Annotated in this window: 38 protein-coding genes; 32 read left to right on the forward strand and 6 right to left on the reverse strand. The window is 60.1% G+C overall.

What is annotated here, in order from left to right:
• Positions 1–92: 92 nt before the first annotated feature.
• Positions 93–611 carry a hypothetical protein gene (locus ACZ48C_RS05480; protein WP_464782424.1) on the forward strand — a complete coding sequence of 173 codons (519 nt, stop codon included), beginning with the start codon at positions 93–95 and terminating at the stop codon, positions 609–611.
• An 11-nt stretch (positions 612–622) separates the two neighbouring features.
• On the opposite strand, the gene ACZ48C_RS05485 is transcribed toward ACZ48C_RS05480, so the two are convergent.
• Positions 623–982: a hypothetical protein gene (locus ACZ48C_RS05485; protein ID WP_464782425.1), complete on the reverse strand. Its 360-nt coding sequence runs from the start codon at positions 980–982 to the stop codon at positions 623–625.
• 164 nt (positions 983–1,146) lie between these two features.
• Here ACZ48C_RS05485 and ACZ48C_RS05490 point away from each other — a divergent pair, with 164 nt between their 5' ends.
• The 3 genes from ACZ48C_RS05490 to ACZ48C_RS05500 all read left to right on the forward strand — a co-directional run bounded on the left by ACZ48C_RS05490 (position 1,147) and on the right by ACZ48C_RS05500 (position 2,679).
• The gene (locus tag ACZ48C_RS05490) at positions 1,147–1,383 is read left to right on the forward strand and encodes a hypothetical protein (RefSeq protein WP_464782426.1); all 237 of its coding nucleotides are present in this window, start codon (positions 1,147–1,149) and stop codon (positions 1,381–1,383) included.
• The gene (locus tag ACZ48C_RS05495; protein WP_464782427.1) at positions 1,373–1,681 is read left to right on the forward strand and encodes a hypothetical protein; all 309 of its coding nucleotides are present in this window, start codon (positions 1,373–1,375) and stop codon (positions 1,679–1,681) included. The genes ACZ48C_RS05490 and ACZ48C_RS05495 overlap by 11 nt, the downstream gene beginning before the upstream one ends.
• 89 nt (positions 1,682–1,770) lie before the next feature.
• Positions 1,771–2,679: a hypothetical protein gene (locus ACZ48C_RS05500; protein ID WP_464782428.1), complete on the forward strand. Its 909-nt coding sequence runs from the start codon at positions 1,771–1,773 to the stop codon at positions 2,677–2,679.
• 6 nt (positions 2,680–2,685) lie between these two features.
• On the opposite strand, the gene ACZ48C_RS05505 is transcribed toward ACZ48C_RS05500, so the two are convergent.
• Positions 2,686–3,423 carry a LexA family transcriptional regulator gene (locus tag ACZ48C_RS05505; protein ID WP_464782429.1) on the reverse strand — a complete coding sequence of 246 codons (738 nt, stop codon included), beginning with the start codon at positions 3,421–3,423 and terminating at the stop codon, positions 2,686–2,688.
• Between the two features lie 82 nt (positions 3,424–3,505).
• Here ACZ48C_RS05505 and ACZ48C_RS05510 point away from each other — a divergent pair, with 82 nt between their 5' ends.
• From ACZ48C_RS05510 to ACZ48C_RS05555, 10 genes are all read left to right on the forward strand, one after another.
• Positions 3,506–3,769, forward strand: coding sequence for a hypothetical protein (locus ACZ48C_RS05510; RefSeq protein ID WP_464782430.1), 264 nt, complete (start codon positions 3,506–3,508; stop codon positions 3,767–3,769).
• Positions 3,766–3,954, forward strand: a complete 189-nt coding sequence (locus tag ACZ48C_RS05515; protein WP_464782431.1) for a hypothetical protein — start codon at positions 3,766–3,768, stop codon at positions 3,952–3,954. Before ACZ48C_RS05510 ends, ACZ48C_RS05515 begins: the two co-directional genes overlap by 4 nt.
• A 220-nt stretch (positions 3,955–4,174) precedes the next feature.
• A complete protein-coding gene (locus ACZ48C_RS05520; protein ID WP_464782432.1) occupies positions 4,175–4,936 on the forward strand; it encodes a YdaU family protein in 762 nt (253 codons plus the stop codon).
• A gap of 1 nt (position 4,937) precedes the next feature.
• The gene (locus ACZ48C_RS05525) at positions 4,938–6,677 is read left to right on the forward strand and encodes a bifunctional DNA primase/helicase (protein ID WP_464782433.1); all 1,740 of its coding nucleotides are present in this window, start codon (positions 4,938–4,940) and stop codon (positions 6,675–6,677) included.
• Complete coding sequence (locus tag ACZ48C_RS05530; protein WP_464782434.1) at positions 6,674–6,940, forward strand: hypothetical protein; 267 nt, start codon at positions 6,674–6,676, stop codon at positions 6,938–6,940. Before ACZ48C_RS05525 ends, ACZ48C_RS05530 begins: the two co-directional genes overlap by 4 nt.
• On the forward strand, positions 6,937–7,098 hold the full coding sequence (locus ACZ48C_RS05535) for a hypothetical protein (RefSeq protein WP_464782435.1): 162 nt from the start codon (positions 6,937–6,939) through the stop codon (positions 7,096–7,098). Before ACZ48C_RS05530 ends, ACZ48C_RS05535 begins: the two co-directional genes overlap by 4 nt.
• Positions 7,095–7,400, forward strand: a complete 306-nt coding sequence (locus ACZ48C_RS05540) for a hypothetical protein (RefSeq protein ID WP_464782436.1) — start codon at positions 7,095–7,097, stop codon at positions 7,398–7,400. Before ACZ48C_RS05535 ends, ACZ48C_RS05540 begins: the two co-directional genes overlap by 4 nt.
• Positions 7,391–7,657, forward strand: coding sequence for a hypothetical protein (locus ACZ48C_RS05545; RefSeq protein WP_464782437.1), 267 nt, complete (start codon positions 7,391–7,393; stop codon positions 7,655–7,657). The genes ACZ48C_RS05540 and ACZ48C_RS05545 overlap by 10 nt, the downstream gene beginning before the upstream one ends.
• Positions 7,658–7,670: 13 nt before the next feature.
• Complete coding sequence (locus ACZ48C_RS05550; RefSeq protein WP_464782438.1) at positions 7,671–8,546, forward strand: transcription termination/antitermination NusG family protein; 876 nt, start codon at positions 7,671–7,673, stop codon at positions 8,544–8,546.
• 194 nt (positions 8,547–8,740) lie between these two features.
• Complete coding sequence (locus tag ACZ48C_RS05555; protein ID WP_464782439.1) at positions 8,741–9,235, forward strand: ferritin-like domain-containing protein; 495 nt, start codon at positions 8,741–8,743, stop codon at positions 9,233–9,235.
• Positions 9,236–9,342: 107 nt separating this feature from the next.
• Here ACZ48C_RS05555 and ACZ48C_RS05560 read toward each other — a convergent pair whose 3' ends face one another.
• Both ACZ48C_RS05560 and ACZ48C_RS05565 read right to left on the reverse strand, forming a co-directional pair.
• Positions 9,343–9,624 (reverse strand): acyl carrier protein, encoded by a 282-nt coding sequence (locus tag ACZ48C_RS05560; protein ID WP_464782440.1) that lies wholly within the window; start codon positions 9,622–9,624, stop codon positions 9,343–9,345.
• Between the two features lie 72 nt (positions 9,625–9,696).
• Positions 9,697–9,984: a hypothetical protein gene (locus tag ACZ48C_RS05565; protein ID WP_464782441.1), complete on the reverse strand. Its 288-nt coding sequence runs from the start codon at positions 9,982–9,984 to the stop codon at positions 9,697–9,699.
• A 320-nt stretch (positions 9,985–10,304) separates the two neighbouring features.
• Here ACZ48C_RS05565 and ACZ48C_RS05570 point away from each other — a divergent pair, with 320 nt between their 5' ends.
• Entirely contained in the window at positions 10,305–10,595 is a 291-nt protein-coding gene (locus ACZ48C_RS05570) for a hypothetical protein (RefSeq protein WP_464782442.1), read from the forward strand.
• Here the strand turns inward: ACZ48C_RS05570 and ACZ48C_RS05575 are convergent.
• Positions 10,573–10,884 (reverse strand): hypothetical protein, encoded by a 312-nt coding sequence (locus ACZ48C_RS05575; protein WP_464782443.1) that lies wholly within the window; start codon positions 10,882–10,884, stop codon positions 10,573–10,575. The two genes, ACZ48C_RS05570 and ACZ48C_RS05575, sit on opposite strands and share 23 nt — an antisense overlap.
• Positions 10,885–11,363: 479 nt before the next feature.
• Here ACZ48C_RS05575 and ACZ48C_RS05580 point away from each other — a divergent pair, with 479 nt between their 5' ends.
• The 14 genes from ACZ48C_RS05580 to ACZ48C_RS05645 all read left to right on the forward strand — a co-directional run bounded on the left by ACZ48C_RS05580 (position 11,364) and on the right by ACZ48C_RS05645 (position 20,237).
• Complete coding sequence (locus ACZ48C_RS05580) at positions 11,364–11,501, forward strand: hypothetical protein (RefSeq protein WP_464782444.1); 138 nt, start codon at positions 11,364–11,366, stop codon at positions 11,499–11,501.
• Positions 11,502–11,837: 336 nt separating this feature from the next.
• Complete coding sequence (locus ACZ48C_RS05585) at positions 11,838–12,128, forward strand: hypothetical protein (RefSeq protein ID WP_464782445.1); 291 nt, start codon at positions 11,838–11,840, stop codon at positions 12,126–12,128.
• A gap of 114 nt (positions 12,129–12,242) precedes the next feature.
• Positions 12,243–12,647, forward strand: a complete 405-nt coding sequence (locus tag ACZ48C_RS05590) for a hypothetical protein (RefSeq protein WP_464782446.1) — start codon at positions 12,243–12,245, stop codon at positions 12,645–12,647.
• Complete coding sequence (locus tag ACZ48C_RS05595) at positions 12,619–14,391, forward strand: terminase large subunit (RefSeq protein ID WP_464782447.1); 1,773 nt, start codon at positions 12,619–12,621, stop codon at positions 14,389–14,391. Before ACZ48C_RS05590 ends, ACZ48C_RS05595 begins: the two co-directional genes overlap by 29 nt.
• The gene (locus ACZ48C_RS05600) at positions 14,388–15,569 is read left to right on the forward strand and encodes a phage portal protein (RefSeq protein WP_464782448.1); all 1,182 of its coding nucleotides are present in this window, start codon (positions 14,388–14,390) and stop codon (positions 15,567–15,569) included. Before ACZ48C_RS05595 ends, ACZ48C_RS05600 begins: the two co-directional genes overlap by 4 nt.
• Positions 15,538–16,194 carry an HK97 family phage prohead protease gene (locus ACZ48C_RS05605; RefSeq protein ID WP_464782449.1) on the forward strand — a complete coding sequence of 219 codons (657 nt, stop codon included), beginning with the start codon at positions 15,538–15,540 and terminating at the stop codon, positions 16,192–16,194. Before ACZ48C_RS05600 ends, ACZ48C_RS05605 begins: the two co-directional genes overlap by 32 nt.
• Positions 16,195–16,220: 26 nt before the next feature.
• Positions 16,221–17,399, forward strand: a complete 1,179-nt coding sequence (locus ACZ48C_RS05610; RefSeq protein WP_464782450.1) for a phage major capsid protein — start codon at positions 16,221–16,223, stop codon at positions 17,397–17,399.
• A gap of 18 nt (positions 17,400–17,417) precedes the next feature.
• The gene (locus ACZ48C_RS05615) at positions 17,418–17,939 is read left to right on the forward strand and encodes a head-tail connector protein (protein WP_464782451.1); all 522 of its coding nucleotides are present in this window, start codon (positions 17,418–17,420) and stop codon (positions 17,937–17,939) included.
• Complete coding sequence (locus ACZ48C_RS05620; protein ID WP_464782452.1) at positions 17,936–18,277, forward strand: head-tail adaptor protein; 342 nt, start codon at positions 17,936–17,938, stop codon at positions 18,275–18,277. Before ACZ48C_RS05615 ends, ACZ48C_RS05620 begins: the two co-directional genes overlap by 4 nt.
• Positions 18,274–18,675, forward strand: a complete 402-nt coding sequence (locus tag ACZ48C_RS05625; RefSeq protein ID WP_464782453.1) for a DUF3168 domain-containing protein — start codon at positions 18,274–18,276, stop codon at positions 18,673–18,675. Before ACZ48C_RS05620 ends, ACZ48C_RS05625 begins: the two co-directional genes overlap by 4 nt.
• 4 nt (positions 18,676–18,679) lie before the next feature.
• Positions 18,680–19,096, forward strand: coding sequence for an HK97-gp10 family putative phage morphogenesis protein (locus ACZ48C_RS05630; protein WP_464782454.1), 417 nt, complete (start codon positions 18,680–18,682; stop codon positions 19,094–19,096).
• Entirely contained in the window at positions 19,089–19,301 is a 213-nt protein-coding gene (locus tag ACZ48C_RS05635) for a hypothetical protein (protein WP_464782455.1), read from the forward strand. The genes ACZ48C_RS05630 and ACZ48C_RS05635 overlap by 8 nt, the downstream gene beginning before the upstream one ends.
• A 76-nt stretch (positions 19,302–19,377) precedes the next feature.
• Positions 19,378–19,830 (forward strand): phage tail tube protein, encoded by a 453-nt coding sequence (locus ACZ48C_RS05640; RefSeq protein ID WP_464782456.1) that lies wholly within the window; start codon positions 19,378–19,380, stop codon positions 19,828–19,830.
• On the forward strand, positions 19,830–20,237 hold the full coding sequence (locus ACZ48C_RS05645) for a gene transfer agent family protein (protein ID WP_464782457.1): 408 nt from the start codon (positions 19,830–19,832) through the stop codon (positions 20,235–20,237). Before ACZ48C_RS05640 ends, ACZ48C_RS05645 begins: the two co-directional genes overlap by 1 nt.
• Positions 20,238–20,419: 182 nt before the next feature.
• Here ACZ48C_RS05645 and ACZ48C_RS05650 read toward each other — a convergent pair whose 3' ends face one another.
• Positions 20,420–20,716: a hypothetical protein gene (locus ACZ48C_RS05650; RefSeq protein ID WP_464782458.1), complete on the reverse strand. Its 297-nt coding sequence runs from the start codon at positions 20,714–20,716 to the stop codon at positions 20,420–20,422.
• A 65-nt stretch (positions 20,717–20,781) separates the two neighbouring features.
• On the opposite strand from ACZ48C_RS05650, the gene ACZ48C_RS05655 reads away from it, so the two are divergent.
• The 3 genes from ACZ48C_RS05655 to ACZ48C_RS05665 are packed head-to-tail and all read left to right on the forward strand — an operon-like array spanning position 20,782 to position 24,260.
• Entirely contained in the window at positions 20,782–23,361 is a 2,580-nt protein-coding gene (locus ACZ48C_RS05655; RefSeq protein WP_464782459.1) for a phage tail length tape measure family protein, read from the forward strand.
• Entirely contained in the window at positions 23,358–23,714 is a 357-nt protein-coding gene (locus ACZ48C_RS05660) for a hypothetical protein (protein WP_464782460.1), read from the forward strand. The genes ACZ48C_RS05655 and ACZ48C_RS05660 overlap by 4 nt, the downstream gene beginning before the upstream one ends.
• Positions 23,715–23,744: 30 nt before the next feature.
• The gene (locus tag ACZ48C_RS05665) at positions 23,745–24,260 is read left to right on the forward strand and encodes a DUF1833 family protein (RefSeq protein WP_464782461.1); all 516 of its coding nucleotides are present in this window, start codon (positions 23,745–23,747) and stop codon (positions 24,258–24,260) included.
• Positions 24,261–24,262: the final 2 nt, after the last annotated feature.

A 24,262-nucleotide genomic window follows, 5' to 3' on the forward strand; every position in this document is an offset into this window, starting at 1 on the left:
AGATATCATTAACCAACGAGGAAAGTTCCGCAAGTGCTATTTGCACTGCGCACACATAAAATGTACGGTGTTTGCATTACACGGAGAGTGCAATGGCCGTATCGCTGAAAAAACCCTCGAAAAGTGAAAGCCTTACCATCCGGCTTGATCCGAAAACCCGCTTTATGCTGGAGTTCGTGTCGCGTCTTCGCGGGCAGACAATAACGACGGTAGTTGAGCGCGCCATTAGCGAGGCTGCGAGCCGCGCGGTGATTGAGCAGGGGGAATATGACCCGCCGATATCTTGGCGAGACTACTGGAGCGTAAGCGATGCGGAGCGTGCGCTGAAGCTTGCCACTCTCGCGGACATCCATCCTACGTTTGAGGAGGAGCGACGTCTCGACTTCGCAAGGCGCTGGTGGCAGTTCTTTTTCGTCAGCCAGTACAGCAAGGAGGTTGACCGGCAGCTCGCAGATATCCTTTGGCCGGATATCGATCGGTTCATTCAAATAGAGGAAGACACGCGATCCACGAACGCGATTGCTGCCGGCGACGTCATGGCGGCAACTCTTCGCAACGCCGGCATCGTTCCCCCTCCATGGATGCCTGAGAACGCAGACAATCCTTTTTGACGTCCCAGGCATCACGCCTCCTCCTCGTGCGTGCACCCGCGCGGGGCATCGGCCAGAAGCAGAGACCGGAGGAAAGGCGTAAGAAGCCCGTCCTCAACGTCGGCGCCGTACTCGAACAGATAGTCGAGAAAAGAAGAGCGTTCGCCGACGGTGCCGTCGAGGAGATACCGCAGCTTCGCCTGCACCTCCTCGGGCGACCTGCAGGGCGCCGAGACGAATTCGATGAAGGCCGAGCGCTCATCTGCTGCGATCTTCTCGGCCACGGTCACATCGAGGATGAGGAGCCCGTCGGCATCAAAGGATGCTTCGTCGACGAGGACTGCCGCATGATGAGCGCTGATGAAATCGGAGATGGGGCGGTCCTCGTGCATGTCGGCTCCAGTGGGCAATGTAGTACGTTATGTACTCTCCATTTCCTTGAATGGTCAAGTACGTTTTGTACGAATTCTCCGACTGTCTGATTTTGTCGACTATCGAAGAATCGACTCGACTCCCGCGGTTCGTTCTGGCTTCATAAGAACGAAAGGAGAACAATATGGGCTTGTCGGTACCTGCGGCGACAGCGTCGTTCACACTTCACCTGCGGTGCGACAACTGCATGCGGGAGAGCACGAGAGATATTCGCTTGTCGGTGGGAGAGGGCATTCCTCGCGATGCCGACGAACTAATCGAGAGCGCCGTTCTGGGCGATCTGAAATTCAACTGCCGGCCGTGCGGAAGCGTTATCGCACAGCTCGTCGGCATCGAAGGAGGATATGTCTATGGCTATTGAGAAAGAGGTCCTGGAATTCATCATCGTGCCGCCGTACGCCCGCCGGTCGGAGATTTTCGCGGCGAAGGAGCGGATGGAGGCCTACCTGGGCAATCGCTTCCCAGGCTATAGCTTCAAGATCGCGCGGCTCGGGCCGGTCGGCGACGACGAGGACTTCTGCGTTCTGCCGGTGATGAACTTCATCGACGGGGAGGGTGTGTCGAGGATGTGCAATGAGCCGAAGTCCTGGCTAATTGCAGAGATTGGCGCGGTGTGCAGGGAGTTTGATTGCGGCGGCAGGCGTTCATTCGCGGCCTGAAAGATCGCGTGACGCGTGGCGATTAACCTTGGCTATAAGTGGAGTAAAAATGACTCCACAACCCAAGGAAAAGCTGATTTCTTTGGCCTATGGCAGAAATCCGGCTCCCGCTATCGATTGTTTACGACACCAAAGGAACAACGCCCATTGGCGACGTAATTGCGTCGCTGCAGGCGGCGGAAACGGCGATCGAGGATGCAATCTCGTTATTGCCAAGCCTGATCCCCGGGGTGCATGTCGAAAACAGCGCGATAAATGTGCGGCTCCTGTCGCAGGAAAGCCCTCTTCGAGAGCTGTTCGCGCTGACACTAATCGTTGCGTTTCAAGACGATCTCAAGACGGAAATTCCGCCAATGCTTGAGAAGCTCTTCGATATAACAATCTCGGACCAGTACGACTCCATCGTGACTGTTACGACGATGATCGTGCTGTTCTATGGGGCAGCCTTTCTCAAGGACGCCGCTGTCAAGACTGTCGAAAACGGTGCGCTGCGGCGCCAGGTGGACGAGCTGATTGACCAGATGTCTGAGGCTACTGGTATGAGCCAGGAACGCGTTCGCGCGGTTTTTGAGGCGAAATACAGCAAGCCGGGGCCGGTGAAACGCCTAGCTAAAGCGGTAAAAGGCTTCTTCATCCCTACGCAGCGCGAGGGTGGCGTGCCTGTGATCTTTGATCGTAGCCGAGTGGAGCGCGACGTAATTCGGGAGGTGCCGTATCCGTCGGAGTTCAAGGACAAAGAGGATTTCGAGCGATACACGCCGCACTATGGCGCAACGCTCGAAATACATGCGCAGGACCGAGACAAGATCAATACCGGGTGGGCCGCGGTGCCCGCCGGCATAACCGACAAGCGCCTGCGAATGAAGCTGGTTGAGCCTATCACCGCGACTGACTTGTGGAACCGTGATAGTGTGAAGGCCGACATTATTGTCGTTTCGAAGCTGACCGCTGATGGCTACATCCCGTCGGAAATTCAGATCACTAGGATTCACGACTAGGTCTCGTCAAAACCCCGGCATCTCGTTCATGACCCGACGCACCAGGGCGATGACCTTCACCGTCACACCATCGTCGGCCTCGTGATCCTGTCGGATGACGATCGGCTTATGCTTCGGGTTGGTCGATCGCGGATGGAATTCGGCGCGGTCGGGATAGAGCTCGAGCTGTTTCACCGACCATTCGCGAAAGTGTCCGCTGTCGCGCGTGCGCTCGACGACAACCACCATGCCGGATTTCATCTCGAGCAGATGCTCGACGTCATCATACGCCAGGCACACCAGTCGGTCGCCTTGTAGGATGGGGCGCGGTTTCAGATCGTTCATGCTGTCGCCGGAGCAGTCGAACAGCAACTGGCGGGCGTTTGGGAATAGCTCGTCGCGCGGAATGGCCACCCGCTGCCGCTCTGACTGGTCGAACTCATCAACCTCCCGGAAGGTGCCGGCCTCGGCAATACCGGTGACGATGCCTTCGGTCATGCCGACCCGAGATAGTGAAACCTCATTCGGTGGGCTGGCCGCAGCATCATCATCCGCTGAATTGAACAAGATCCAGCCGGCGGTGACACCAAACAGCTCACCATATTTCTCGGCTGCTTTCTTTGAGATGGCTCGATTGCCATTCTCATGGCTGATCAAGGTGTTCTTGTTTATGTCGCGTGGGAAGGCCCGCGCCGCTTCGCTAGGGCTGGTAAACCCCGCGTTTTTACGGGCCTCCTGAAGTCGAAATCGGGGTTCGTTTTTCATTCGTACAATCTGCCTGATTTTTATCGTACAAGGGGCACGAAGTTCTCTTGCGTTTTTGTCGTACTCTGCGTACGATTAAGGAATGCTTACCACTCCGAAAACGATTGTTGATCTCATCGGCCGCTGGCCGACCGTCCGCGAATTCGCGTCCGATATTGAATGTGGCCTTGAGGCCGCGTTCCAAATGAAAAAACGTAATCGCATCGCTCCGAACCACTGGGCGCGTGTGATTTGCGCCGCTGAAGCTCGTAAGATTTCGGGCATCAACTATGGCTGGCTTGCCGCCCGTTATAGTGATCGGAAGGGGGCGGTGGGCGCCCGGGTCACACCCGAGGCTCGCGCATGACGACGCCCATCAACCTCCAAGCCGACGAAATCACCCGCGCCGCCCAATGGCTCGCCGACATTGACCGCTGGTCCGACGAACCGGCTGACGTCCTCGTCGCGCGCTTCAATCTGAAGGTTTGGGAGGCCCGCAAGGCGGTCGACCGGGCGCGGATGATGAAGCTGTACCGACAGGTGCACGGATGACGCCCCGAGACCGGGAGACGCCCGGATGCCCCAGCCCCGAGACCGGGAGACGCCCGGATGCCCCAGCCTCTCCGTCGGGCGCCGACGCGCGGAACCGCGAGCGGGACGCCTGGGACGACTACCTCGACGCCTTGGGCGAGTTGCGGCGCACCCGGTCGCTTCGTGACGCCTACATCGCCGCCGTTCTCTTCGGCCGATGGCTGGCGATGAGGAGGTAGGCGTGCCTCCTGACTATGTGCCGGACTACCGCCATTGCCTGCTTCCTTACGTGCAGTGGTTTCAAGACGACTTCCTCGGCGGCATCCGGGGGATGAAAGCCATGGAAATTGGAATCTACACCGTGCTGCTCAACGAAATGTACAATCGCGGCGTTGCTCTGGACCAGTCGGACGAGCGTCTGGCGCGCATGTGCGGGACCGACACCCGGACTTTCAGGCACGTTCTGGACATGCTGATCGGGGACGAAAAGATCGTCCGATTGAGCTGCGGCCTATGGAATGTCCGCTGTGAAAATGCGTTTAGCAGTCGCGCAAAAATGCTTGAGCAACAATCTTTCGCGGGAAAAGCATCAGCGAAAAAGCGCAGAAAAAACAAAGAGCCGGTTGAACGACCGTTCAACGAGCGTTCAACCGGCGTTCAACCAATCTCAGAATCTCAGACTTTAATAAAAGAAGAACCTACCGGTTCTTCCAAAAAAAAGGCTTTTCGCCTGCCCGACGACTGGCAACCCGATCACTCGTTCGGGGAGAAAGAGGGCTTCACGGCATCCGAGATCGAGCGAGAAGCCGACAAGTTCCGTGACTACTGGCGCCAGCAGCCAGGCCAGAAGGGCGTCAAGCTCGACTGGACAGCGGCATGGCGGAACTGGATCCGCAAAGCGGCCGATGACCGGAAGGCTCGGAAGGGTGCTGGCAGCCGTAGCGCCCCGCGTGCGGATGAAGACCTGACCAACGATTTCCTCTTCTACGGCGGGAGGCGCTGACATGGCCGACGCCCAGAGCGCCCTTAGCGAGCACGGCATCCGCCTGCGCGATTATCGCGTCGGAAGCCACAAGACGATCTGCCCCGCGTGCAGCAGCAGCCGGCGGAAGAAAAACGATCCTTGCCTCAGCGTGACTATCGAGGCGGACGGCCGCGCCGTCTGGCATTGCCACCATTGCAGCTTCTCCGGCGGCGCTGGTGGCGAAGGCTATCGTCCAGCGCGGGAACGCAGGACTTACCGCAAGCCGGAGCGCCCCGCGCGCCGCGACCGGCCGGATACCTTGCTGGCGTGGTTTGGCAAGCGTGGCCTCTCGGCAGAGACCGTCCAAAGCATGGGCATCTACAAGACCCGCCAGTGGTTCCCGCAGACGAAGCAGGAAGAGGATTGCATCGCGTTCCCCTACGAGTGGGATGGCGAGCTGCGGAACGTGAAGTACCGCACGGCTGACAAGCACTTCCGCCAGGAGAAGGACCCGGAGCCCGTTTTCTTCAACGCGGATTCCATCGGTGCCGGCGAGGACCTGATCATCGCCGAGGGCGAGATCGACGTCATGTCGTTCGTCGAAGCCGGCTTCCATCATGTCGTTTCCCTGCCGAACGGTGCCCCCTCCGGACCGGAGGAAAGTGAAAAGCGCTACGAGCCATTCGGCACTCATTGGGAACTGATCACGAAGGTACGGCGCGTCCTGATCGCAACCGACATGGACGAGCCCGGCGAGCAGTTGGCGCAGGAGATTGCCAAGCGCGTCGGCCGCGATCGCTGCTACCGCGTCAAGATGCCGACGGGCGTCAAGGACGGCAACGAATGCCTGGTCAAGCATGGCGCCGACGAGTTGCGCCGCGCCGTCGACTACGCCGAGCCATGGCCGATTGAAGGCCTGCACGACGTCGAGGAGTTCGCGGTCGGCGTGATGGACCTTTACCACGGCCGAGGGCCCCAGCCGCGGTCAACTGGCTGGCCGGAGCTCGACAAGGCATTCAGGTACATTCCCGGCCAATTCATCGCCGTGACGGGTATCCCGAACCACGGCAAATCGCGCGTGCTGTCGCAGATCATCATCCAGACCGCGCGGCTTCGAGACGAGCGGTGGGCCATTTTCTCCCCGGAGACCGGGCACGAGAACCAGATCGCCGACCTATGCGAAATCTGGGCGGGTAATCCCTTCTACGACGGGCCGACTTTGCGAATGTCGCCCGGCGACGTCCAGAATGCATTGCTGTGGCTTCAAGAGCGGGTTTTCCTGATCGGAACCCTTGAGCATACCCCATCCATCGACTGGCTTCTGGAGCGTGCGCGCGCCGCCATCATCCGGTACGGCGTCACCAACATTGTGCTCGACCCCTACAACGAGATAGAAGCCTCGCGGCCCTCGACACTCACCGAAACCGAATTCGTTTCGCAGTTGATTTCCAAGTGCAAGCGGTTCGGGAAGCTCCACGACTGCACGGTCTGGATGGTTATCCACCCGCGCAAGCTGGGGTCGCCCGTTGATGGGCGCGAGCCAGTGCCGCAGCTCTACGACTTGGCGGGCAGCGCCCACTGGCGCAACAAAGCCGATGCCGGTCTCGTGGTCTATCGCGACTACCAGAAGAGCGTGACCTTCGTCATTTCGCAGAAGATTCGACGACAGCCGATGTGCGGAATGGTCGGCTCCGTGAAGCTTCAGTTTGTCGGCGCCGACCGGCGCTTCGAAGAAATCCCAGACAGCTATCAGCCCCTCGGAAGGGAGGATGACCTATGACAATAGCCAGCATCAGGACCGCGGCCACCGTGGAAATCACCTCTGGCATGATCACCAGCGTCTTCGTCGAGGACGCTGCAGGCCGCCGACGGATGCCGGACGACGTCGGCAAGTTCCATTTCTTCGTCACAGTCGTCGAGGCGGACGGAACTCGCATCTGCATGTGGAGCGGCGAGGATTATGCCGACGCTCGCGTCGAGGCTGGCACGTGCGCCAAGGACTTCGACGGCCACATCTACGATCTTACCGGGAGGGCAGCATGAAACGAAGCGCCGTCCTTAGGCACGTGGGCCTCTTTCACGTCGGTCTCGGCCTAGACATGGCCTTGTGCAGATATGACCCTGTCTATCAGGCGATGTTCGCCATCATGGCGACAGTTGCCATCGTCGGTTCGGAAATCCTGAAGGAGCTTGGCCGATGACGATTGCCGAGCGCAAAGCCCGTGAGGAATACGACCGCCTCAACCCATGGCGCCCGATGAAGGACGCCAAGCCGGACGGCACGATCTGCGAACTGCTGTTCTCCGATATGGTAGGTTGCTTCGATAACGAGCAGCGCCGGCATTACTTCCTCGACGTCTCGGGGGATTGGTTCTGCATCGATCCACCAGAACGTATGTCGAGGATCATCACCAAGATCACGAATTGGCGGCCGGCGTTGGTGAAGCTGACCCCGGAGCGTCGGAACGTCATCAAGCGGCGCTCGGAAAGGCGGTGGCCGTGATCCGCATGCAGCGCTTGGAAGATGGGCGCGACGACCTGCTTTGCCGCAGTGTCGAGGATGGTTTCGCCATTGTTGTCAAAGGCCCCGGAGGGCTGGACGAGGCATGGGCCGGCCAAGTCTTCGAGACGGAGGATGCCGCCAACGTCACCGCGGCGCGGTGCGTGCCGGCCGCGTCCGACATTCGGTCTGCCCGCCGGATTTGGCACTTCGCCGGGCATCCCGGCCGACGTCATCGCTCAACGATCATTTTGGACTGAAGGAACAGGCTTGATGCAGACGAACAACGAGACCGTGACCACTCTTGAGGCCATCGCCGGGCATGCTGTCGTGGTGCCTGACAGCCTTTCCGGCTGGCGAGTGATCGACGACGGCTTCACCACCGACCGATCCTTCGCGGCGATCCGGGCGGCCGGCGTCGAGAAGGCCCGCGTCCTGCCGGCTGTGCAGGAGCGACAGGCGGTGCCGGGCAAGCCGTCCTCCGGGCGGCTCGTCGTCCTCGTCGACTGGCAGGCCCTTCACCTGACGGGCCAGCGGAACGAACCGTGGTATGCGGTGCGCGTCGCGCCCGGCACGCAACGGGTGGCAGCGCAGGCGGCAGATGCGCCCGAGTACCGGAAGGGCGAGACGATCATCGAGCGGAACCTTCGCGAAGAGGGGATTGACGTCTACATGCCGGCTTTCTGGCAGGAGACCCGCACGCATCGAGGGCGGAAGCTGCGGGCGCGGCGATTTCCCTTGCTCGTCGGTTATGCCTTCATCCGGCGCGATCCGGGGCAGGGCTTCCGCGCCGTGACGGATACCGACGGCATCATCGACCTTGTGCGAGTGAACAGGACACCGGTCGCGATCAGCGAGGATGACATCAGGTTCATCATGCTCGAAATGTTCGAGCGTGAGCAGGAATATCGGTATCGGAAGGCCCAGAAGACGGAGGAGGCCCGCTTCAAGCGCAGGCAGACGCTGAACGCCGAGCTCGGGCGCCATCTGCCGAAGGGCCGGGGCCGCACTGTCTCTTTGCGCGTCTATGCCGACGCCTGCATCAACAGCCTGCCGGAAGCGACCCGCTTGCGGATTATGGGAATTGTTTCCGCGATCGATGGGCTTGAGCAGGACAAAAGTCTTGATGATTTCCGCGACACGGTATAAATACCTATGTGGGATGACAAGAAACCTATGCGCCCCTCATGCTTCGCGCTGACAGGCTGCCGGTCCCATAGCCGGAAAATCGCATCCGGCGCGATGGGGGAAATGCGTCCTTTTTTCAATTTCTAAGAGTGTCGGAACGTTTTGCCGCCTTCTCAATTTCTCTCCCGCATTTCATCTTGCAAAGGAGAGACATTATGAAATCGCTGGCTGATATTTTCGAGCACACTCTTCAGGATGTCTACTATGCCGAGAGTGCGATCACGAAGGCTTTGCCGAAGGTCGCGAAGGCTGCGAAGAGTCCAGAACTGAAGAAGGCTGCCGAGGAGCACCTTGCGGAGACCAAGGATCAGATCAAGAAGCTTGAGCAGGTCTTCAAGTCGATTGGCAAGAATGTGTCCGGCGAGAAGTGCGACGCCATCGAGGGCCTGATCAAGGAGGCCGACGGCCTCATGAAGGAAGCCGAGGGCACGGCGCTCGACGCTGGACTGCTCGCCGCTTGCCAGGCTGTCGAGCACTACGAGATCGCACGCTATGGCTCGCTTCGCGAATGGGCCAAGGATCTCGGCCACGACGAGGCGCACAAGCTCCTGAGCGAAATCCTCGACCAGGAGAAGGCGACCAACAACAAGTTGACGAACCTCGCCGTGACGGCGATCAACAAGACGACGGCCGCTAAGAAAGCTGCCTGACCTATTAAGAGGGGAAGCCGCTGCGCCCCGCTCATGTAGGAGCCTTGGCCACTTGAGGGTGACATCGCCAAGGCCCAGCGGCCAAGCCGGGAGGGTAGCCCGGCATTTCACATGAGTGTTGCGGCGTTTGTGCCGCGCTCCCGTGCCGCCAGAACGAAATCGACTGTACGGCCAACTGTCGATAGATCGGTAACCGGCTCTTCGGGGAACGTGATCCAGAATTCGTCTTCGATCAGCATCATGATCTGGGTGACTTCGAGGGAATCGGCTCCCAAGTCTCCCATATAGGACGCATCGTTTTCGAGTTCTTCTTTTGGGACGCCTAATTCCTTCGCAACAATTCTCTTAACGCGGAAGGCGACGTCCGCCCTGCTTACATCGGCAGACATGGAAATGTCCTCGTGGGTTGAAGGCACAAAGGCGTCAACGGTTAATCATGCCTTATTTCGTATTCGGCGGCATTAGCAGTGAGGAGGGGTAGGCCCTTGAGGAGCCCCGCCTTCATTATCCCAAGTGTCGATGCCCGCGTTGCGGTCACGGTGCTGTGAGAGTTTTGATAGCGGATAGTTTTCCGCGCCGATGGTCGCGTTCTTGATAAGGCGAACGATCTTCCGCGCCTCTTCGTTCTCCGATCCGACGCCACCGGCGAGTTTCTCGGTTTCGTAGTTGGCGTCGCTAAGAATTTGGTGAAGAACTGTTTTTTTTAGCTTCGCCGAAGTTCTTGGTGCTCTAAAGGTCAGGATCACCATAGCCATCCCTCCGTGAGAACGTAAACGACTACAACAATACTTGCCGCGAGCGCGATGTGAGAGGCCGTTGTGGTGATTAGATATCGGCTTGGTCGAAGAAGGATTAGGGAAGACATATCGTCCTCCTCTTGTTTGGGGCCAGGGTAGCTAGCCCTCAAACAGCAGCGCCCGTATCAAAGGCTGCTGGAAATCCAATCTTGCGCGCTTCAAACTGCTTTAGCAAGAATTCAAATAAGGTCATTACAGGGCGGTGAAAATGCTACCGGGAGGATCTGGATCGTTGATCCCGACCCCATACGGCGTAGCCGATTGGCGTTTGTATGGCGCCGGAAAGGCTCCATAGTTTCGCCAGCCGAAACAGCCCGCCCCGGTCTGTCATTGTCACCCGTTGGCGGATTTTTCATTTCAAGAGTAGCGATGACGTTCACCATCGACTTGGCTGGTGGCTGCTGCCGCTCGCCGTGACGGTGCTTTCTTATGGCTATGCCGTTTCGAAGTTCACCAGCGGACGCGGGGAGTATAGCTTCCCGGACGTGTGGAATGGCTTCCTGCTGATCATCGCGACTATTCCGGCTCTCATTGCTTGGATTATCTGGGCCCTGCTCGCCTAAGCCGATAGGCTGTACAAGCAGGCAGGCCTTGAATGGCGAACTGCGGCAGGCCCGGCTTAAACAACTCAACCTCCCGCTCGGGACAGCCATAGCTGTTGCCAAGAAGCCGCTCAAGCACGGCCTGAGAGGTTTCGCCGCCACGCACTTTCTCAACAAGCATCGCGGTCGCAGTATCAGCGCGAAACTCTCCATCTGCGGGTGACCCCGCGCTGTACCCTGCGCGAAAAAGAAGTGAGCGAATCATCGTCATATCGGTAGAGGAAACAGTAAATGTGGTATCGGAAGACATGGTGTCATCCTTTCGTTTGGGGCCAGGGTAACCAGCCCTCAAACAGCAGCGCCCGGGATGATGGCTGCCGACGAGCGAACAATGCGCCGCGGGGACTCGATTAGCAACACTTCAATTAAGGTCATTTGGAGCCGCCCCGGCATGGTACTTGTCGTTTTAGGCTTGACTTTCACTTTAGACGCGCTTCACGATAACCCATTTCGAGCATCCCTCTAACTGTATTCGTCCACGGGAGCCTAAAGTCTCCAAGAAGGCGTAAGGTCGATACTGGTGGCAGTATTCGTATTCGTAGCTGATTTGTTCCCAGGAACTGCCCCTTTCAACATGAAAGACGGCGCCACGCTTGTACCCGCGTGAAGCACCCTTCAATTGAACTCGGTGTGCCATCCAACCCCCCCATTGTTAGCCGATGCCCAGTTTGAAAATGCACGGCATGAGAGATTTGCGCAGACTCCTCATAAACGCAACAGGAGCAAGACATGATCGGAATGAAACTGCGCTGCCCCGTTACCAGCATCACCGGCACCGTTGATGCGCAGGCGGTCCAGCCTGACGGTAAGGCGATGGTCCGCATCAACGACCACTGGCTTGAGGTCGAGAACCTGCGTGGCGCCTAAGCGGTACAGGCCAGAGCATCAGGCGCTCTACAAACATCCCGCCTGGCAACCGCTCCGCAAGAGGATATTCCTCCGCGACAACTACACCTGCCAATGGCACGGCTGCGGCAAGCTGCTGATAGGGAAGGGCAAGGAACCGAACGCTCCAGTCGCGCATCACAAGCGAGACCACAAGGGCGACCTCGATCTCTTCCTCAATCCGAACAATCTCATGGCCGTCTGCAACGAATGTCACGATGGCCCGATCCAGCGGCACACGAACCGGGGCTATGTGCCGGGGCACGATGAGGATGGTCGGCCAGTCGATCCCGATCATCCATGGAATCGGAGTGCATCATGAGCGAAGAACTGGAACTGGCGCTGGCGTACTGGCGCACCATGGCACCGCAGCCGAAGGCGCTCGCCTATGTGGCCGCCATAGAGGCGAAGCTGAAGGGTGAAGAGACCGACGCCATCGTCGTGGACCACGAGCTTGCCAACGCCGTCAGCCGTGGCGCGTCCATCGCGCGGGCAAAGGGCATCAAGGTAGACGGTGTCGAGGCGAACAGTCAGAGGGAAGCGGAAGCGCGGCCTGCCGAGACGCCAAAGGCCAAGCGAGGGCGAAAGGCAAAGGTGGTCGAGGCGTGAAACAACGGCCGTGAAACATCAAACCACCCCCTCAAAGTTTAAAAGGGGCCCGATTTTCCCGCATCCGCGTCCCCCCTTCATTTGCACTGAAACCAGTCCCGAAAGAGGGGTAGGGTGGTCAAGATAGTCCAACCGGCATATGGCCGGGTCTTTGCGAACGATGAGGAAGCCGCCGAGCTGGCGAAAATCCTCTGGAAAGAGACCGTCGCCGCTCTCAGGGAACTCGATGCTGTCACGGCTGCCAACCTGGCGCGCGCCGACCGATATGTTCGGGCGAAAGTCGAGTTCGAACGCCTTCATCCGACTGCCTTCGAGCAAGGGCCGGTCCTCAAAGGCGAGGAGGGCGGCGAATATTTCAACTACCGTTGGTCCGCCTGCGAGAAGCTGAACGAGCGGATGCTGAAATTGGAAAAGGCGATGTTCGGTGAGGCAACAGTCAAAGCGGGCAGGGAAAAGCCGGCCGCCGGAAAGGTTGCCGCCGACGAGTTCCTTGGATCCGACAACGGGTTACGCCAATAGGGTCGTCAAGGGAGACATCATCGCAGGCCGGTTCGTCCGCGCTGCATGTCAGCGCCACCTCAACGACCTGAAGGACGGTCACCAGCGAGGGCTGAAATTCGATCTGGAGCAGGCGGGCCGGGCTCTGCGCTTCTTCCCGGCGATGTTCACCGTCACGGCCGGCGAAAAGGTCGGCCAGCCATTCCACCTGCTGGACTGGATGACATTCGTCGTCGGGTCGCTCTTTGGTTGGCGGAATGCCGACGGGACCAGACGCTTCCGGCGCGCATGGATCGAGACAGGGAAAGGACAGGCTAAATCGCCGTTGATGGGCGCGATCGGCGTCTACATGATCGGATTCTGCGGCATCCGCCGAGCCGAAGCGTACGCCATCGCGAACGATAAGGATCAGGCCAAGGTTCTGTTCTCCGACGCCGTCGCGCTGTGCCGGGCGGATATCCCCGGCAAGGACGGCGAGACGTTGGAGAGCCGCGGTACGGTGATCATTCGTGGCGTTGGCGACAACGCCTGGAAGATAGAAGTCCCGTCGATGGAGGCGAAGTTTCTGCCGGTGGCCTCCGGCGATACGATTTCCGGCCCGAAGCCGATCGCGGTTTTCGGTGACGAGATCCACGAGATGAAGACGGACAAGGCGCTCCAATTGTGGGGCGCGGCCGTCGACAAGATGCCCGGCGACCCGCTGATGTTGCTCGGCACCAATACGCCGGCGGTGGACCAGACGGTCGCCACCGATCTTTCGCAGTTCTACCAGCGCGTCGCGGAAGGCGTGATCAAAGACGACGCTGCGTTCTCCTACATCGCGCGTGTCGATGAGGACGACGACCCGTTCAACGACGAATCCTGTTGGGTGAAAGCGCTCCCGGCGCTCGGGATCACCTATCCGATCGACAACGTTCGGCGCCGTGTGGAGACCGCGAAGCATATCGCCTCCGAACGGCTTGCGACGGAAAGGCTGTATTTCGGGAAACCCGTGGGCTCATCGGGGTTTTGGCTACCGGATGAACAGGCCTGGAGGGCGTGTTTGGGGCCAGTTTTTACCGAGGAAGTGAAGGAATTTCCTTGCTTCCTTTCGCTCGACTTGTCGCGCAAGAACGATTTGACCGCGCTTTCGGCGTGCTGGCGAGCACCTGATGACAGGCTGACGCTCAAGACATGGTACTGGACGACCAGCGGTGGTCTTGCCCGGCGCGAGGCGCAGGACGGCATCCCGTACACGGCATTCGCGGCCGACAAGTACGTGACGATCCTTCAAAGCGAGACGATCGATTACACGTTCGTCGCTCAACAGGTCGCGACGCTGCGGGCAGAGTTCAAGGTCGACAGTCTCACGGTCGATCCGGCTTACATCTCGGAGTTCATCAAGGCAGCCGCCGAGGTGGGCCTTCCTGTGTGGCGTTACATGGGGCCAAAGGAGCCCGCCGGCTCTGGCCTCAAGATCGTCACCCATGCACAGGGCACCAAGATCGCCTTCGAGGACCGGCAGCTCTGCATGCCGCACTCCATCAGCCGCATGACGGACAAGATCCTGAAGGGCGAAGTCCTCATCGAGGAAAACAAGCTGACCGACGTTTGCGCATCGAACGTGGTCCTGATCTCTGACGGAATAGGTAACCAGATGTTCGACAAGAACAAGAGCCGCGGCCGCATCGACGGCATGGTCTCGAAGGCTATGGCCGTCGGGGCGTCCAAATCGGACAAGAAGGCCAAGGGCAGCTACATGGCGCGCGGGGTGCGCATGGCATGAGGTGGCCGTCCTTCTTCCAGAAAAAGGACCGGGATCTCAACGGCAACCGGTTCTACCAGGAATACATCATCGAGCGCGAGATCGCCGCGACCGAGAGGCATCTGAAGGTGACGGCGTCGCTCGCCGCCGGCCTGCGGATAGCCGAGGGCGTCGCCGCGATGCCGATCATCACCGGCCTGAAGTCCTACGATGATCTGGGCCGCATGATCCGCCGTCCCGTAATGGAAGGCGAGCTTGCGGAGAGGCTGGGGCAGAAGCCCAACGACTACATGACGCCGGTCGAGTTCGTCGAATGCCTGACGCTGCATGCCGTATTCGACGGTGTCGGCCGGGCCTACATCGACCGTGGTTACAAGAAGCGCATCAAGCGGCTGATCCCGATCGTCGACGGGCAGGTACGCGCGGTCAAGGACCCGGAGACGGCCCGCGTCACCTATACTGGCACCATTCCCGGCATTGGCAGTGTTGACGGCCTGACGCGTGAGGATTTCATCGAGATATCGAACCCGCGATGGGACGACATCGAAGGCCTGGACATCACCAACGAGATCAAGAAGGTTCTCGGCCTCGCGATCACGCTCGAAGAGCGCCAAGTTGATGACGGAAAACAGAAGGCCGTCCGCGGTTACATCACGACCGACCAAACGCTCGGTGACGATGCGGCCAAGGCCGTCGAGGACGCGCTGAAAGATAAGCTTCCCGGTACGCCGATCTTCGACAGCGGCGCCAACTACAAGAGCATCATTCCCACGCAGGCCGATATGAAGCTGCTGGAGACTCGCCGCTTCCTCATCGAGGAGGTGGCGCGCGCCTATGGCATTCATCCGATCTTCCTCGCGCACGACGCGGCCGGGCAATCGTTGACCCGGATCGCGGACGCGATGGACTATCACGTCACGGTGACGCTGCAGCCATGGGCGCGGCGCTGGGAGCACGGCATCGCCTTCTCGATGCTGGAGCCGGATCAATACGTGAACCTCGACGAGACGCAATACTACCGCGGCGACATGAAGACCGTCGGTGAATACGCCGCCAAGGCGCTCGGCAACAACACAGCCTGGGAAACCCAGAACGACATCCGCGCGAAGATGGGCATGAACCCGATCAATGGCGCCGATGATCTTCCGAAACGAAGCGAGGCAGGAAATGGACCTGGAAACCAAGTTCTCCCGGCTTGAGGAGCAGTCGGTCAAGGAGGATGGCACGTTCTCCGGCTATGCCTCGAAATTCCATCTTGTCGACCTCGGCGGCGACATCACCTTGCCGGGAGCGTTCAAGAAGAGCCTCGCGGTTCGCCGGCCCAAGATGCTCTGGGGCCACGACCCGGACCAGCCAATCGGCGTCTGGTCTGTCGTCGAGGAGGATAGCGTCGGCCTGCGGGTCGAAGGCAAGCTCCTCCTCAAGACGGCCAAGGGCCTTGAAGTGCACGCGATGATGCTGGCCGGCGTGGTCGATAGCCTGTCGATCGGATACCTGACGCGCAAGTCGGAAACGCGCGGCGGTAACCGCGAACTGATCGAAGTAGATCTGTTCGAAATCTCGGTGGTGACCTTCCCCATGCTGGAGGCCGCCACCATCGATGCGGTGAAGAGCATCAACGACGTAATTCTGGCGTCGAAGTCCTCCGGCGACTTCGCGCCCCTCAAACGTGCGGTGGAAGGTGCCTTGCGTGACGCAGGCTTCCCGGCATGGCTGGCCAAGGCCCAGGCGGCTCTTGCGCCACAAGCTCTAGGCGATGGACCGCGCGACGCGTCCGCCTCGGAGATCGCGAAGCTGATCAAAGAGAAGTTCAGCTTCACCTAAACCTTCCATCACCACAGGAGTTGAAGATGGACCTTGAGATCAAGGAAGCGCTCGACGCTGCGTCGAAGGAAATCGGCGACAAGCTGAAGGAAGTCACCAAGGAGCAGAAGGCCCTTTCGGAAAAGCTCGCCGAGCTCCAGACAAAGCAGGTGTCCGGCGAGGATATCACCGACATCAAAGGCCGCGTCGAGGACAGCCGCAAGGAACTGACCGAACTCGGCGAGACGGTCACGGACCTGACCAAGAAGCTCAACGCCCGGCGTGACGAAACGAAGTCGCTTGGCCGCATCATCGCGGAGACGAAGGACTTCGCCGCCAAGATGCGCAGCCGCGAACCGGTGGAGATGAAGGACATCACGTCCGCATCGTTCGGCACGGTCACCCTGCCGGCCGGCGTCCGTCGTCAGAACCGCGGGCTTATCGAACCGGTCAACCAGGTGTTGTTCCTGCGCGACGTCATTCCGACGCTTGCAACAACCGCCGCCGTGCTCGAATACCTTCAGGAGACCGGTTACACGAACAACGCCGCAACCGTGGCCGCCGGTGCCCTCAAGCCGCAGTCCGACATCACCTTTGCTGGCAAGACCGCGCCGATGGTCAAGATGGCGCACTGGTTCCGCGTAAACGAGGAAATCCTCGACGACGTCGACGGCATGGAAGGCTACATCAACCAGCGCGGCATCTACGGCCTCCAGCTCAAGGAGGAAGGCGAGGTCATCAACGGCGATGGCACCGCAAACCGCGTCGACGGTCTGATCGCGAACTCCACGGTCTACAATCCGGCCATCGTTCCGGGCATCATCCCTGCGAACGCCATGGACGATATCCGCGTGGCGATCGCCCAGGTCTCGGAAGCCGACCTCGTCGCGACCGCAGTCGTCATGAACCATCTCGACGCCGCGGCGCTCGACCTGGCGAAAGACGAGGACGGCCGCTACCTGCATCCGGCCTTTGCCGGCAATACGGCCTGGGGCCTGCCGGTCGTCCGCACCAAGGGCGTTGCGCAGGGCAAGTTCCTTGTCGGCGGGTTCGTAGGCAACACGATCCTCTGGCAGCGCAAGGGTATCGAGATCCGTCGCTCCACTGAGGATCGCGACAACTTCATCGCCAACAAGGTGACGATCCTCATCGAGGAGCGCATCCAGCTCGAAACCCTCCGGCCGGAAGGTATCGTGTACGGCGATCTGACCGAGCCCACCCCGTAAGCAGCAAGCGAGGGCAAGATGAAGATTGAGCAGTCCGGCGAGCCGGTAGGCGAAGTCCTATCGCTTGCCCTCGCCAAACAGCATTGCCGTGTCCGTCATTCGGACGACGACGTGATACTGCAACACTATGTCGAGGCTGCGGTCGATTGGGTCGAACGCGCCTGCCAGACGGTGTTCCTGGAAACGGAGTTCACCGCGACGGGCACGGATTTCTCCCTGAACTTCAAGGGGTATCCAAACCCCGATATCCAGTCCGTGACCTATTTCGATCCGGTGGGCGTGTCGGGAGCGGTGACGGATTACGAGATCCGCAACGCCGCGCTCTACATCGAGAATTCGCCGGCAATCTCGGAAGCGACGGTCGTGTTCAAGGCTGGCCTCGGCGCTGGCAACATATCGCCGAAGTTGGTGCAGGCGTGCTTGATGCTCGTCGCCAGCTTCTATCTCCATCGCGCCGATGTCACCGCCGATATGACCGGCAGCGTGCCGATGGGCGTCAAGGCGATGGTCGCCATGCACAGGAGCTTCGTATTCGCATGATGGATGCAGGCAGGAAAGATTATCTCGTCGTCTTCGAGAGGCCGGTTAAGGTTCCTGACGGCCACGGCGGCAGGATTGACGGGTGGGGGGACCCGGTGACGGCCGATGCGTCGTTCCGCTTCCTCCGTGGCGGTGAGACGGTGCAGGCCGCGCGCCTTGCAGGACGGCAACCCGTCGTCGTCACGGTCTATGACAACTCGCAGACGAGGGAAGTTCGCACGTCCTGGCGCATGCGGGATCTGCGCTCAGGCGAGGTCTACAACGTTCGATCTGGCCCGGTTCCCACGGATGATCGGCAAGACCTCGAATTCACCGTCGAGAGCGGGGTCGCGGTATGAGCGTGTCGGTCTCGTTTCAGGACCTCGTTCTCGCTCGCCTCCTGGCGACAGCACCCGTGACGGACATCGTCGGTGACCGGATCGTCGACGGCAACGATGACGATCTGTCCTTTCCGAATATCACCTTCGGCCCGTCGGATTTTACGCCTGATGATGTCGATTGCATCCGCGGCCGGGAAGAGACGCTGCTACTCGATTGCTGGACGCGCGATGGCGGCAAGAAGTGGCCGTGCCGCAAGTTGGTGGATGCAGTGAAAGGCGCATTGCACGATACCGATGGCGAACTGGAGACCGGCGCGCTCGTGCTAATGCGTGTCGACCTCGTCCGTGTCATCGACGATCCAGACGGCATCACCACGCATGGCGTCGTTCAGGTGACGGCATTGATTGAGGAATAGCGCCGTGGTCGAAGGTGTAGCGCAGTTCCGCAGGAAGCTCATGGTCACGTTGCCGAAACGCGTCGAGGCCGCGACCCGCGCCGCAATGGAGAAGGGCGCCGAAGAGTTGGTCGCGATGATGAAGCGACTGGTACCGATCGACAGCGGCGACCTGCAGATGTCGATCTCATGGACGTGGGGCGAAGCACCGGAGGGCGCGGCCGTCATTGCCGAAAGCGAGCCAGACAGCCGCGGGCTCAAGATCACCGTTTATGCGGGGAGCCGAGAAGCTTTCTATGCCCGCTGGCAGGAGTTCGGAACCAAAGACATGCCGGCAAACCCGTTTTTCTTTCCGTCGTGGCGAGCACTTCGCAAGCGTATCAGGAGCAGGATCATGCGGGACATGAAGAAGGCGATAAAGGCAGAGTTTCCAGATGGGTGAGATGATGGCCAACATGATCGTTCATTCCGGCGGCACCTATCGCCGGCCGCATTCACGTCTTTCCTTCACCTTTTCACCCGCACCTGGCCCGCAGAGCTGGCCGGAAGATGTCGTTGCCTATGCCGTCAAGCGCGGTCTGGCCGAACGTGTCGTGCCGAAGAACCGCTGCAAGACCGCTGCCCGTAGGGGCGCAAACCGGGGCTGAAGCCCTTCCACCTTCATCGGGGCGATATGCCCTTTCTGGCTGGCACTTCGCCGGCCCCTTTGCCATGGAGAAGAAGATGGCGCGTGCTGTCACCGAGAATTTTCACGAAATGGTCATCGAGATCGAGACCGACACGCCCGGTGTCTGGTCGAAGATTTGCGGCATGACGAGCAACGCCGTGAACCGGACGTCCAACATGGCGACGACCGAGGTGACGGACTGCGACGACGAATCCTTGCCGGCCGCTGTGGAGCGGGCGGTCCAGTCGCAGGAAATCACCCTGTCCGGAACAGGGACCTGGGCGGCGCAGAACCACGGTACCATGATGGACTGGTGGTATTCCGGCGCCACGAAGAACATCCGCGTCGGCCATCTGAAAGCCGTGGCGGGAGACACCGAATACGAGACCGGTCCGGCATATCTCGCCAATCTCAACCATTCGCGAGAGCGCGGGCAGAAGGTGACGGCAGAAATCGAGATCCAGTTCGACGGCCTGCCCGTTCGCACTCCCGCCGTAGCAGGTCCCTGATGCGCGCCGCCGAGGAAATTGTATGGGCCGGTGGCGAGCATAGTTTCCGGCTCGGCATCGGCGAGCTGCGCGCCATCGAGCAGGCCTGCGACGCTGGCGTTTCAGTCGTGCTGTTTCGCCTGCTGGGCAGCCAGTGGAAGGTGGACGACGTCGTGTCGCCGATCCGTCTCGGCCTGGTCGGGGGCGGAATGGCGGAGATCGAGGCGAAAAAGCTGGTCGGGAAAATCACCGGCGAAACCAGCCTTTACGAGCTTTCGGTCACCGCCGCCGATATCCTGCGGCGCTTCATCATGTGGGATGACGGTGATGCGCCGGGGGAGCAGAAGGCGGGGAAGGAAACGCACCGACCCCGCTCCGAAACGGAAAAACCCGATGGTCAAGCTATTATCGGGGTGGAGCTGCAATAGGCTTCACGCCGCGACAGGTCGACGAGATGACAATCTGGGAATTCCTCCATTGCGTCGAGGGTTTCGCCGACTTCCATCGGACGGACGAGCCGACGCCTCCTGCTATGGAAGAGGATAGGTTGGCAGCGCTGGGCATTGATGGATTCTAGTTTAGGACAATGCCGACAGAATTCTCTCGTTAATCAAGGTTCGCGCTTTGCCTGTCTAGCCTTGACGCGTTCAAGGAATTTCCGACGCCTCTCGGCGTTCTCTTCCCTTCGACGAACCTGTGCAGCGTCGTGTTGTTCTTTTTCTTCAGCGGCGAGTTGCTGCAGCCGCTCCTTTGCGCATCGTATGGCGGAAAGCGCTTCATTGCGTTCGGACTTAACTCGATGTTCGTCCGCGATGTATTCTTGATATCTAGCGTACCCATAGTGGCTGCTTACGGCGATCATGCAAAGACAAGCGATCGCCACGAGAATTTTAAGAGCGATGTTCATGGCTCCTCCTCCGAGCCACGATTTTGCACATCGTCACAACAATCTCAAATACAGGACCGTTCTGAATGGCCGCCAATGACGATTCTGCTCGCCTGCTGGTCTCGATCGAGGCCACTCAGCGTCGCTTTGAAAAGCAGCTTGCGGCCATCGCCAAGTCCGGCGCTGACACAGCTAGTGGTATCGAGAGCCGTTTTCGAAAGGCGAACGACAACACTGCGAAGGGCTTCCAGGATGGGGGCAGGAAGGTCGTGCAGTCCCTCGGCGCGCAGCGTGCCGCCGTTTCAAATCTGTCTTTCCAGCTCAATGATATCGCCATGGGGCTTGCCTCCGGCACGTCGCCTTTCACGATCATGGTTCAACAGGGATCGCAGGTCTCGCAGGCGCTGCAGGGCTCCGGGGGCCTCATCGGTGCGGTGAAGACGCTGGGCGGCGCTCTGGCCACGATGGTCAATCCGGTCTCGCTGGCATCATTCGCTCTGATCGGCCTGACCGGCGTTGCCGTTCAATACCTCACGTCGCTAAGCTCTGGTGTCCCTGACGTCGACAAGTATCTGAAGGAACACGAGGAGGTCATCAAGTCGTTTGAGGCCGCGTGGGGCGTCGCAGAAAAGGGTGCTAAGCAATACACAGACGCGGCTCGGCAGATTGAGCTACAGAAGCTGCGCGACGAGTTCGGTAGTACGCAAAAGGCGATTGATGCGCTAGCGGGATCGCTACGGGATGATATCCTCAGCGGTAGGACGGCAAAGATCCTTGATGGCTCAACCAAGAGCGTTTCAGATTTCAGCCGGGCGCTAAAGCTTCTTGAGCAGGACATTCCCGACTTCCGCCAATTCTCGCTTGAAATGGCAAAGATCGAAGGGATGACGGGTTTGCCCGATCCGGTCCGCAAATTGGCTGCCGAACTTCGCCTGTCCGCGCAGGAGTCCATTCCGCTTCAGGAGCATCTGGAGAAGGTGTCCGATCACCTCGGGCTCGTTCGTCTCTCGGGAGATCAGGCCAAGGAAGCCATTGCGGCTTTAACGTCACAGGCGCTTGGCCTTGGAACAGAAGGTGGCGGTGCCATTTCGGCAGTCGCCGGCAAGATCAGAAACGACCTTATTCCCGCGACGACAGCCGCCATTCAACAGCTGGCCGAATTCGCCAAGAACTATCGATCTTTGCAGGAACAGGTCAACAAGACGCCGCTGGGCCAATTGTCTCCAATTTTCTCTGGAGGTGGCCAGTTTCTCAACGAGGACCAGCGAAATTCGTTCAGGGCTGCGGAAGAGCGTTACCGTGTCGCGGGTGAGAGCGCCGCGGCGCAGATGGTCAAGGGCTTCGAAGGGTTCATTTCGACGGCCAAATGGGACGTGAACGCCTATCGCGTAGGCTTTGGGTCCGACACTGTGACGCGGGCCAACGGAGAAATCGAGAAGGTCACGAAGGACACAGTCGTCACGCTTGCCGACGCGCAACGCGACCTTGAGCGTCGCCTTGTGGAATTTCAGGACGGCATTCAGAAGGCGGTTGGGATCGAGACGTGGAAGTCGTTGAACGACGGGCAACAGGCTGCTTTAACGTCAATCGCCTACAATTACGGTGAGTTGCCGAAGCGCATCGTTGACGCCATCAACAATGGGGGCGGACCGGAAGCCGTCGCGCAGGCGATTGCCGCCCTCGGGTCCGATAACAAAGGCATAAATAAGGGCCGCCGGCAGCAAGAAGCCCAGGCCTTCCTCTCGGGCACCGGTTATTCCTTGAAGGATGCGGGCATTGGCAAGCGCTCGCCGATGGACATCTTCAGCGGCGACCTCAAGCAGGTTCAGGCCCGTATCGAGGCGTTGAACGCCGAATACGAGGCGCAGGCCAAGCTGAATCCGTTGGTCAACGACTATGGCTATGCGGTCCAGAAGGCACGCATCGAGCAGCAGCTCCTTGCCGAGGCGCAGCGGGCGGGCGTCGAGCTGACACCGCAACTGCGTGAGCAGATTTCGGGGCTTGCCGAGAACTATGCGAAGGCGACTTCCGCTTCGGAGAAGCTGAAGGAGTCCCAGCAGCGCACCGCCGATGCCGCGCGCGAGCTCGCAGGCTTCGGCAAGGAACTTGTGGGCGGCTTCATCTCCGATCTGCGCAATGGGGTCTCCGCCTCGGAGGCCCTCGCAAACGCGCTCGACAAGGTCGTCGACCGGCTGATCGACATTTCGCTCAACAGCATCTTCGGCGATGGCTCCGGCGGCGCTGGCGGTTTTGGCGACATCTTCAAGATGTTCTTCCATGCCAGGGGCGGGATTGCCGCTCATGGGCGCCCGCAGCCGATCCGCACCTTTGCGGGCGGCGGCATCTCGCGCTCGGCGGCGATCTTCGGCGAGGCCGGGCCGGAGGCGGCCGTTCCACTGCCGGACGGCCGGCGCATTCCCGTCGATCTTCGCATGCCGGCCATCCAGAAGACCTCCGGCGCCGTCGGCGGGTCGGGTGGAGGAACGACCGTCAACATCATCGACAATGCCGGCGTCGAGAAGCAGCAGCAGCGCCGACGGGGCAGCAATGGCGAGGAGATCATCGACGTGATCATCAGTCGCGTGAAGGACGAATTTGCCTCGGGCGGATTTGACAAGTCGATGGGCGGACGCTTCGGCGCGCGCCCGGTGAAGGTGACGCGATGACCGCGGTCTGGCCTGTCACGCTTCCGCCGTGCCCGATCGCCGAACACGAGGAAACGATCGAGAGCCCGAAAGTCACGTTCGAGCCGGAGGTCGGTCCGCCGATCGATCGTCTGCGTGCCTCCGTCTGGACGTCGCAGTTTCCGGCCACCTTCAAGATGACATCGGTCCAGGTGACGACGTTCGAGACATTCGTGCGCGGCACCATCCGAGGCGGAACGTTGCCTTTCACGATCAAGCATCCGCGCACCCGTGCGGATGCCACCGTCAAGATGGTGGGTGACCAGCTTTATACGGTGCGCCGGCATGCCGCGATGCTTTGGCTGGTGAGCTTCAATCTCATGGTTCTGCCTTAGGCGGCCGATTTCACAGACTGGTTGATATCGATGATCGAGCGCGACATTCCACAGTCCGCCCGCCGCGAACTTGAGCGTCAGGAGTCTGCGGAAATCTTCCTCATCTTCCTGACGATCCGTCACCGCTCCCTGCCGGAGCCGGTGCGGGTCGTGTCGGACCCGGCCGATTACATGCTGGACGGCAACCGCTATCAGGGGTTCGAGTTCGAGATATCCCTCCTCTCCGATACCGAGGAGGCGCCGACGGCGCGGCTGACGGTGCAGAACGTGGACCGGCGGATCGGCGAGGCGGTGCGGGATGCAGTCTCGCCGCCCCGGCTCGACATCGAGGTCATCGCCGGTTCGCAGTTCGATATGACGGTGACGCCGCGCGTGCCGTTGGATGGTTCCGTCGAGCGGGTCTATGCGGCCCGTCACCTGTACCTCACCGACGTCGACGGAGATGTCCTGCAACTCACCGGCACGATACGGTCGTGGGACTACACCCAGGAGACCTGGCCGGCGTTGCGGGCGACGCAGAACCGCTTTCCGGGGCTCTATTGGTGATG

It is taken from the genome of Shinella sp. 1A1 (genome assembly GCF_055379515.1).

Coding starts and splice junctions, on each gene's coding strand:
- ACZ48C_RS05480 (WP_464782424.1), top strand. CDS start 93: ATGGCCGTATCGCTGAAAAAACCCTCGAAAAGTGAAAGCCTTACCATC.
- ACZ48C_RS05485 (WP_464782425.1), bottom strand. CDS start 982: ATGCACGAGGACCGCCCCATCTCCGATTTCATCAGCGCTCATCATGCG.
- ACZ48C_RS05490 (WP_464782426.1), top strand. CDS start 1,147: ATGGGCTTGTCGGTACCTGCGGCGACAGCGTCGTTCACACTTCACCTG.
- ACZ48C_RS05495 (WP_464782427.1), top strand. CDS start 1,373: ATGGCTATTGAGAAAGAGGTCCTGGAATTCATCATCGTGCCGCCGTAC.
- ACZ48C_RS05500 (WP_464782428.1), top strand. CDS start 1,771: ATGGCAGAAATCCGGCTCCCGCTATCGATTGTTTACGACACCAAAGGA.
- ACZ48C_RS05505 (WP_464782429.1), bottom strand. CDS start 3,423: ATGAAAAACGAACCCCGATTTCGACTTCAGGAGGCCCGTAAAAACGCG.
- ACZ48C_RS05510 (WP_464782430.1), top strand. CDS start 3,506: ATGCTTACCACTCCGAAAACGATTGTTGATCTCATCGGCCGCTGGCCG.
- ACZ48C_RS05515 (WP_464782431.1), top strand. CDS start 3,766: ATGACGACGCCCATCAACCTCCAAGCCGACGAAATCACCCGCGCCGCC.
- ACZ48C_RS05525 (WP_464782433.1), top strand. CDS start 4,938: ATGGCCGACGCCCAGAGCGCCCTTAGCGAGCACGGCATCCGCCTGCGC.
- ACZ48C_RS05530 (WP_464782434.1), top strand. CDS start 6,674: ATGACAATAGCCAGCATCAGGACCGCGGCCACCGTGGAAATCACCTCT.
- ACZ48C_RS05535 (WP_464782435.1), top strand. CDS start 6,937: ATGAAACGAAGCGCCGTCCTTAGGCACGTGGGCCTCTTTCACGTCGGT.
- ACZ48C_RS05540 (WP_464782436.1), top strand. CDS start 7,095: ATGACGATTGCCGAGCGCAAAGCCCGTGAGGAATACGACCGCCTCAAC.
- ACZ48C_RS05550 (WP_464782438.1), top strand. CDS start 7,671: ATGCAGACGAACAACGAGACCGTGACCACTCTTGAGGCCATCGCCGGG.
- ACZ48C_RS05555 (WP_464782439.1), top strand. CDS start 8,741: ATGAAATCGCTGGCTGATATTTTCGAGCACACTCTTCAGGATGTCTAC.
- ACZ48C_RS05560 (WP_464782440.1), bottom strand. CDS start 9,624: ATGTCTGCCGATGTAAGCAGGGCGGACGTCGCCTTCCGCGTTAAGAGA.
- ACZ48C_RS05565 (WP_464782441.1), bottom strand. CDS start 9,984: ATGGTGATCCTGACCTTTAGAGCACCAAGAACTTCGGCGAAGCTAAAA.
- ACZ48C_RS05570 (WP_464782442.1), top strand. CDS start 10,305: ATGGCGCCGGAAAGGCTCCATAGTTTCGCCAGCCGAAACAGCCCGCCC.
- ACZ48C_RS05575 (WP_464782443.1), bottom strand. CDS start 10,884: ATGTCTTCCGATACCACATTTACTGTTTCCTCTACCGATATGACGATG.
- ACZ48C_RS05580 (WP_464782444.1), top strand. CDS start 11,364: ATGATCGGAATGAAACTGCGCTGCCCCGTTACCAGCATCACCGGCACC.
- ACZ48C_RS05585 (WP_464782445.1), top strand. CDS start 11,838: ATGAGCGAAGAACTGGAACTGGCGCTGGCGTACTGGCGCACCATGGCA.
- ACZ48C_RS05600 (WP_464782448.1), top strand. CDS start 14,388: ATGAGGTGGCCGTCCTTCTTCCAGAAAAAGGACCGGGATCTCAACGGC.
- ACZ48C_RS05605 (WP_464782449.1), top strand. CDS start 15,538: ATGGACCTGGAAACCAAGTTCTCCCGGCTTGAGGAGCAGTCGGTCAAG.
- ACZ48C_RS05610 (WP_464782450.1), top strand. CDS start 16,221: ATGGACCTTGAGATCAAGGAAGCGCTCGACGCTGCGTCGAAGGAAATC.
- ACZ48C_RS05615 (WP_464782451.1), top strand. CDS start 17,418: ATGAAGATTGAGCAGTCCGGCGAGCCGGTAGGCGAAGTCCTATCGCTT.
- ACZ48C_RS05620 (WP_464782452.1), top strand. CDS start 17,936: ATGATGGATGCAGGCAGGAAAGATTATCTCGTCGTCTTCGAGAGGCCG.
- ACZ48C_RS05625 (WP_464782453.1), top strand. CDS start 18,274: ATGAGCGTGTCGGTCTCGTTTCAGGACCTCGTTCTCGCTCGCCTCCTG.
- ACZ48C_RS05635 (WP_464782455.1), top strand. CDS start 19,089: ATGGGTGAGATGATGGCCAACATGATCGTTCATTCCGGCGGCACCTAT.
- ACZ48C_RS05640 (WP_464782456.1), top strand. CDS start 19,378: ATGGCGCGTGCTGTCACCGAGAATTTTCACGAAATGGTCATCGAGATC.
- ACZ48C_RS05645 (WP_464782457.1), top strand. CDS start 19,830: ATGCGCGCCGCCGAGGAAATTGTATGGGCCGGTGGCGAGCATAGTTTC.
- ACZ48C_RS05650 (WP_464782458.1), bottom strand. CDS start 20,716: ATGAACATCGCTCTTAAAATTCTCGTGGCGATCGCTTGTCTTTGCATG.
- ACZ48C_RS05655 (WP_464782459.1), top strand. CDS start 20,782: ATGGCCGCCAATGACGATTCTGCTCGCCTGCTGGTCTCGATCGAGGCC.
- ACZ48C_RS05660 (WP_464782460.1), top strand. CDS start 23,358: ATGACCGCGGTCTGGCCTGTCACGCTTCCGCCGTGCCCGATCGCCGAA.
- ACZ48C_RS05665 (WP_464782461.1), top strand. CDS start 23,745: ATGATCGAGCGCGACATTCCACAGTCCGCCCGCCGCGAACTTGAGCGT.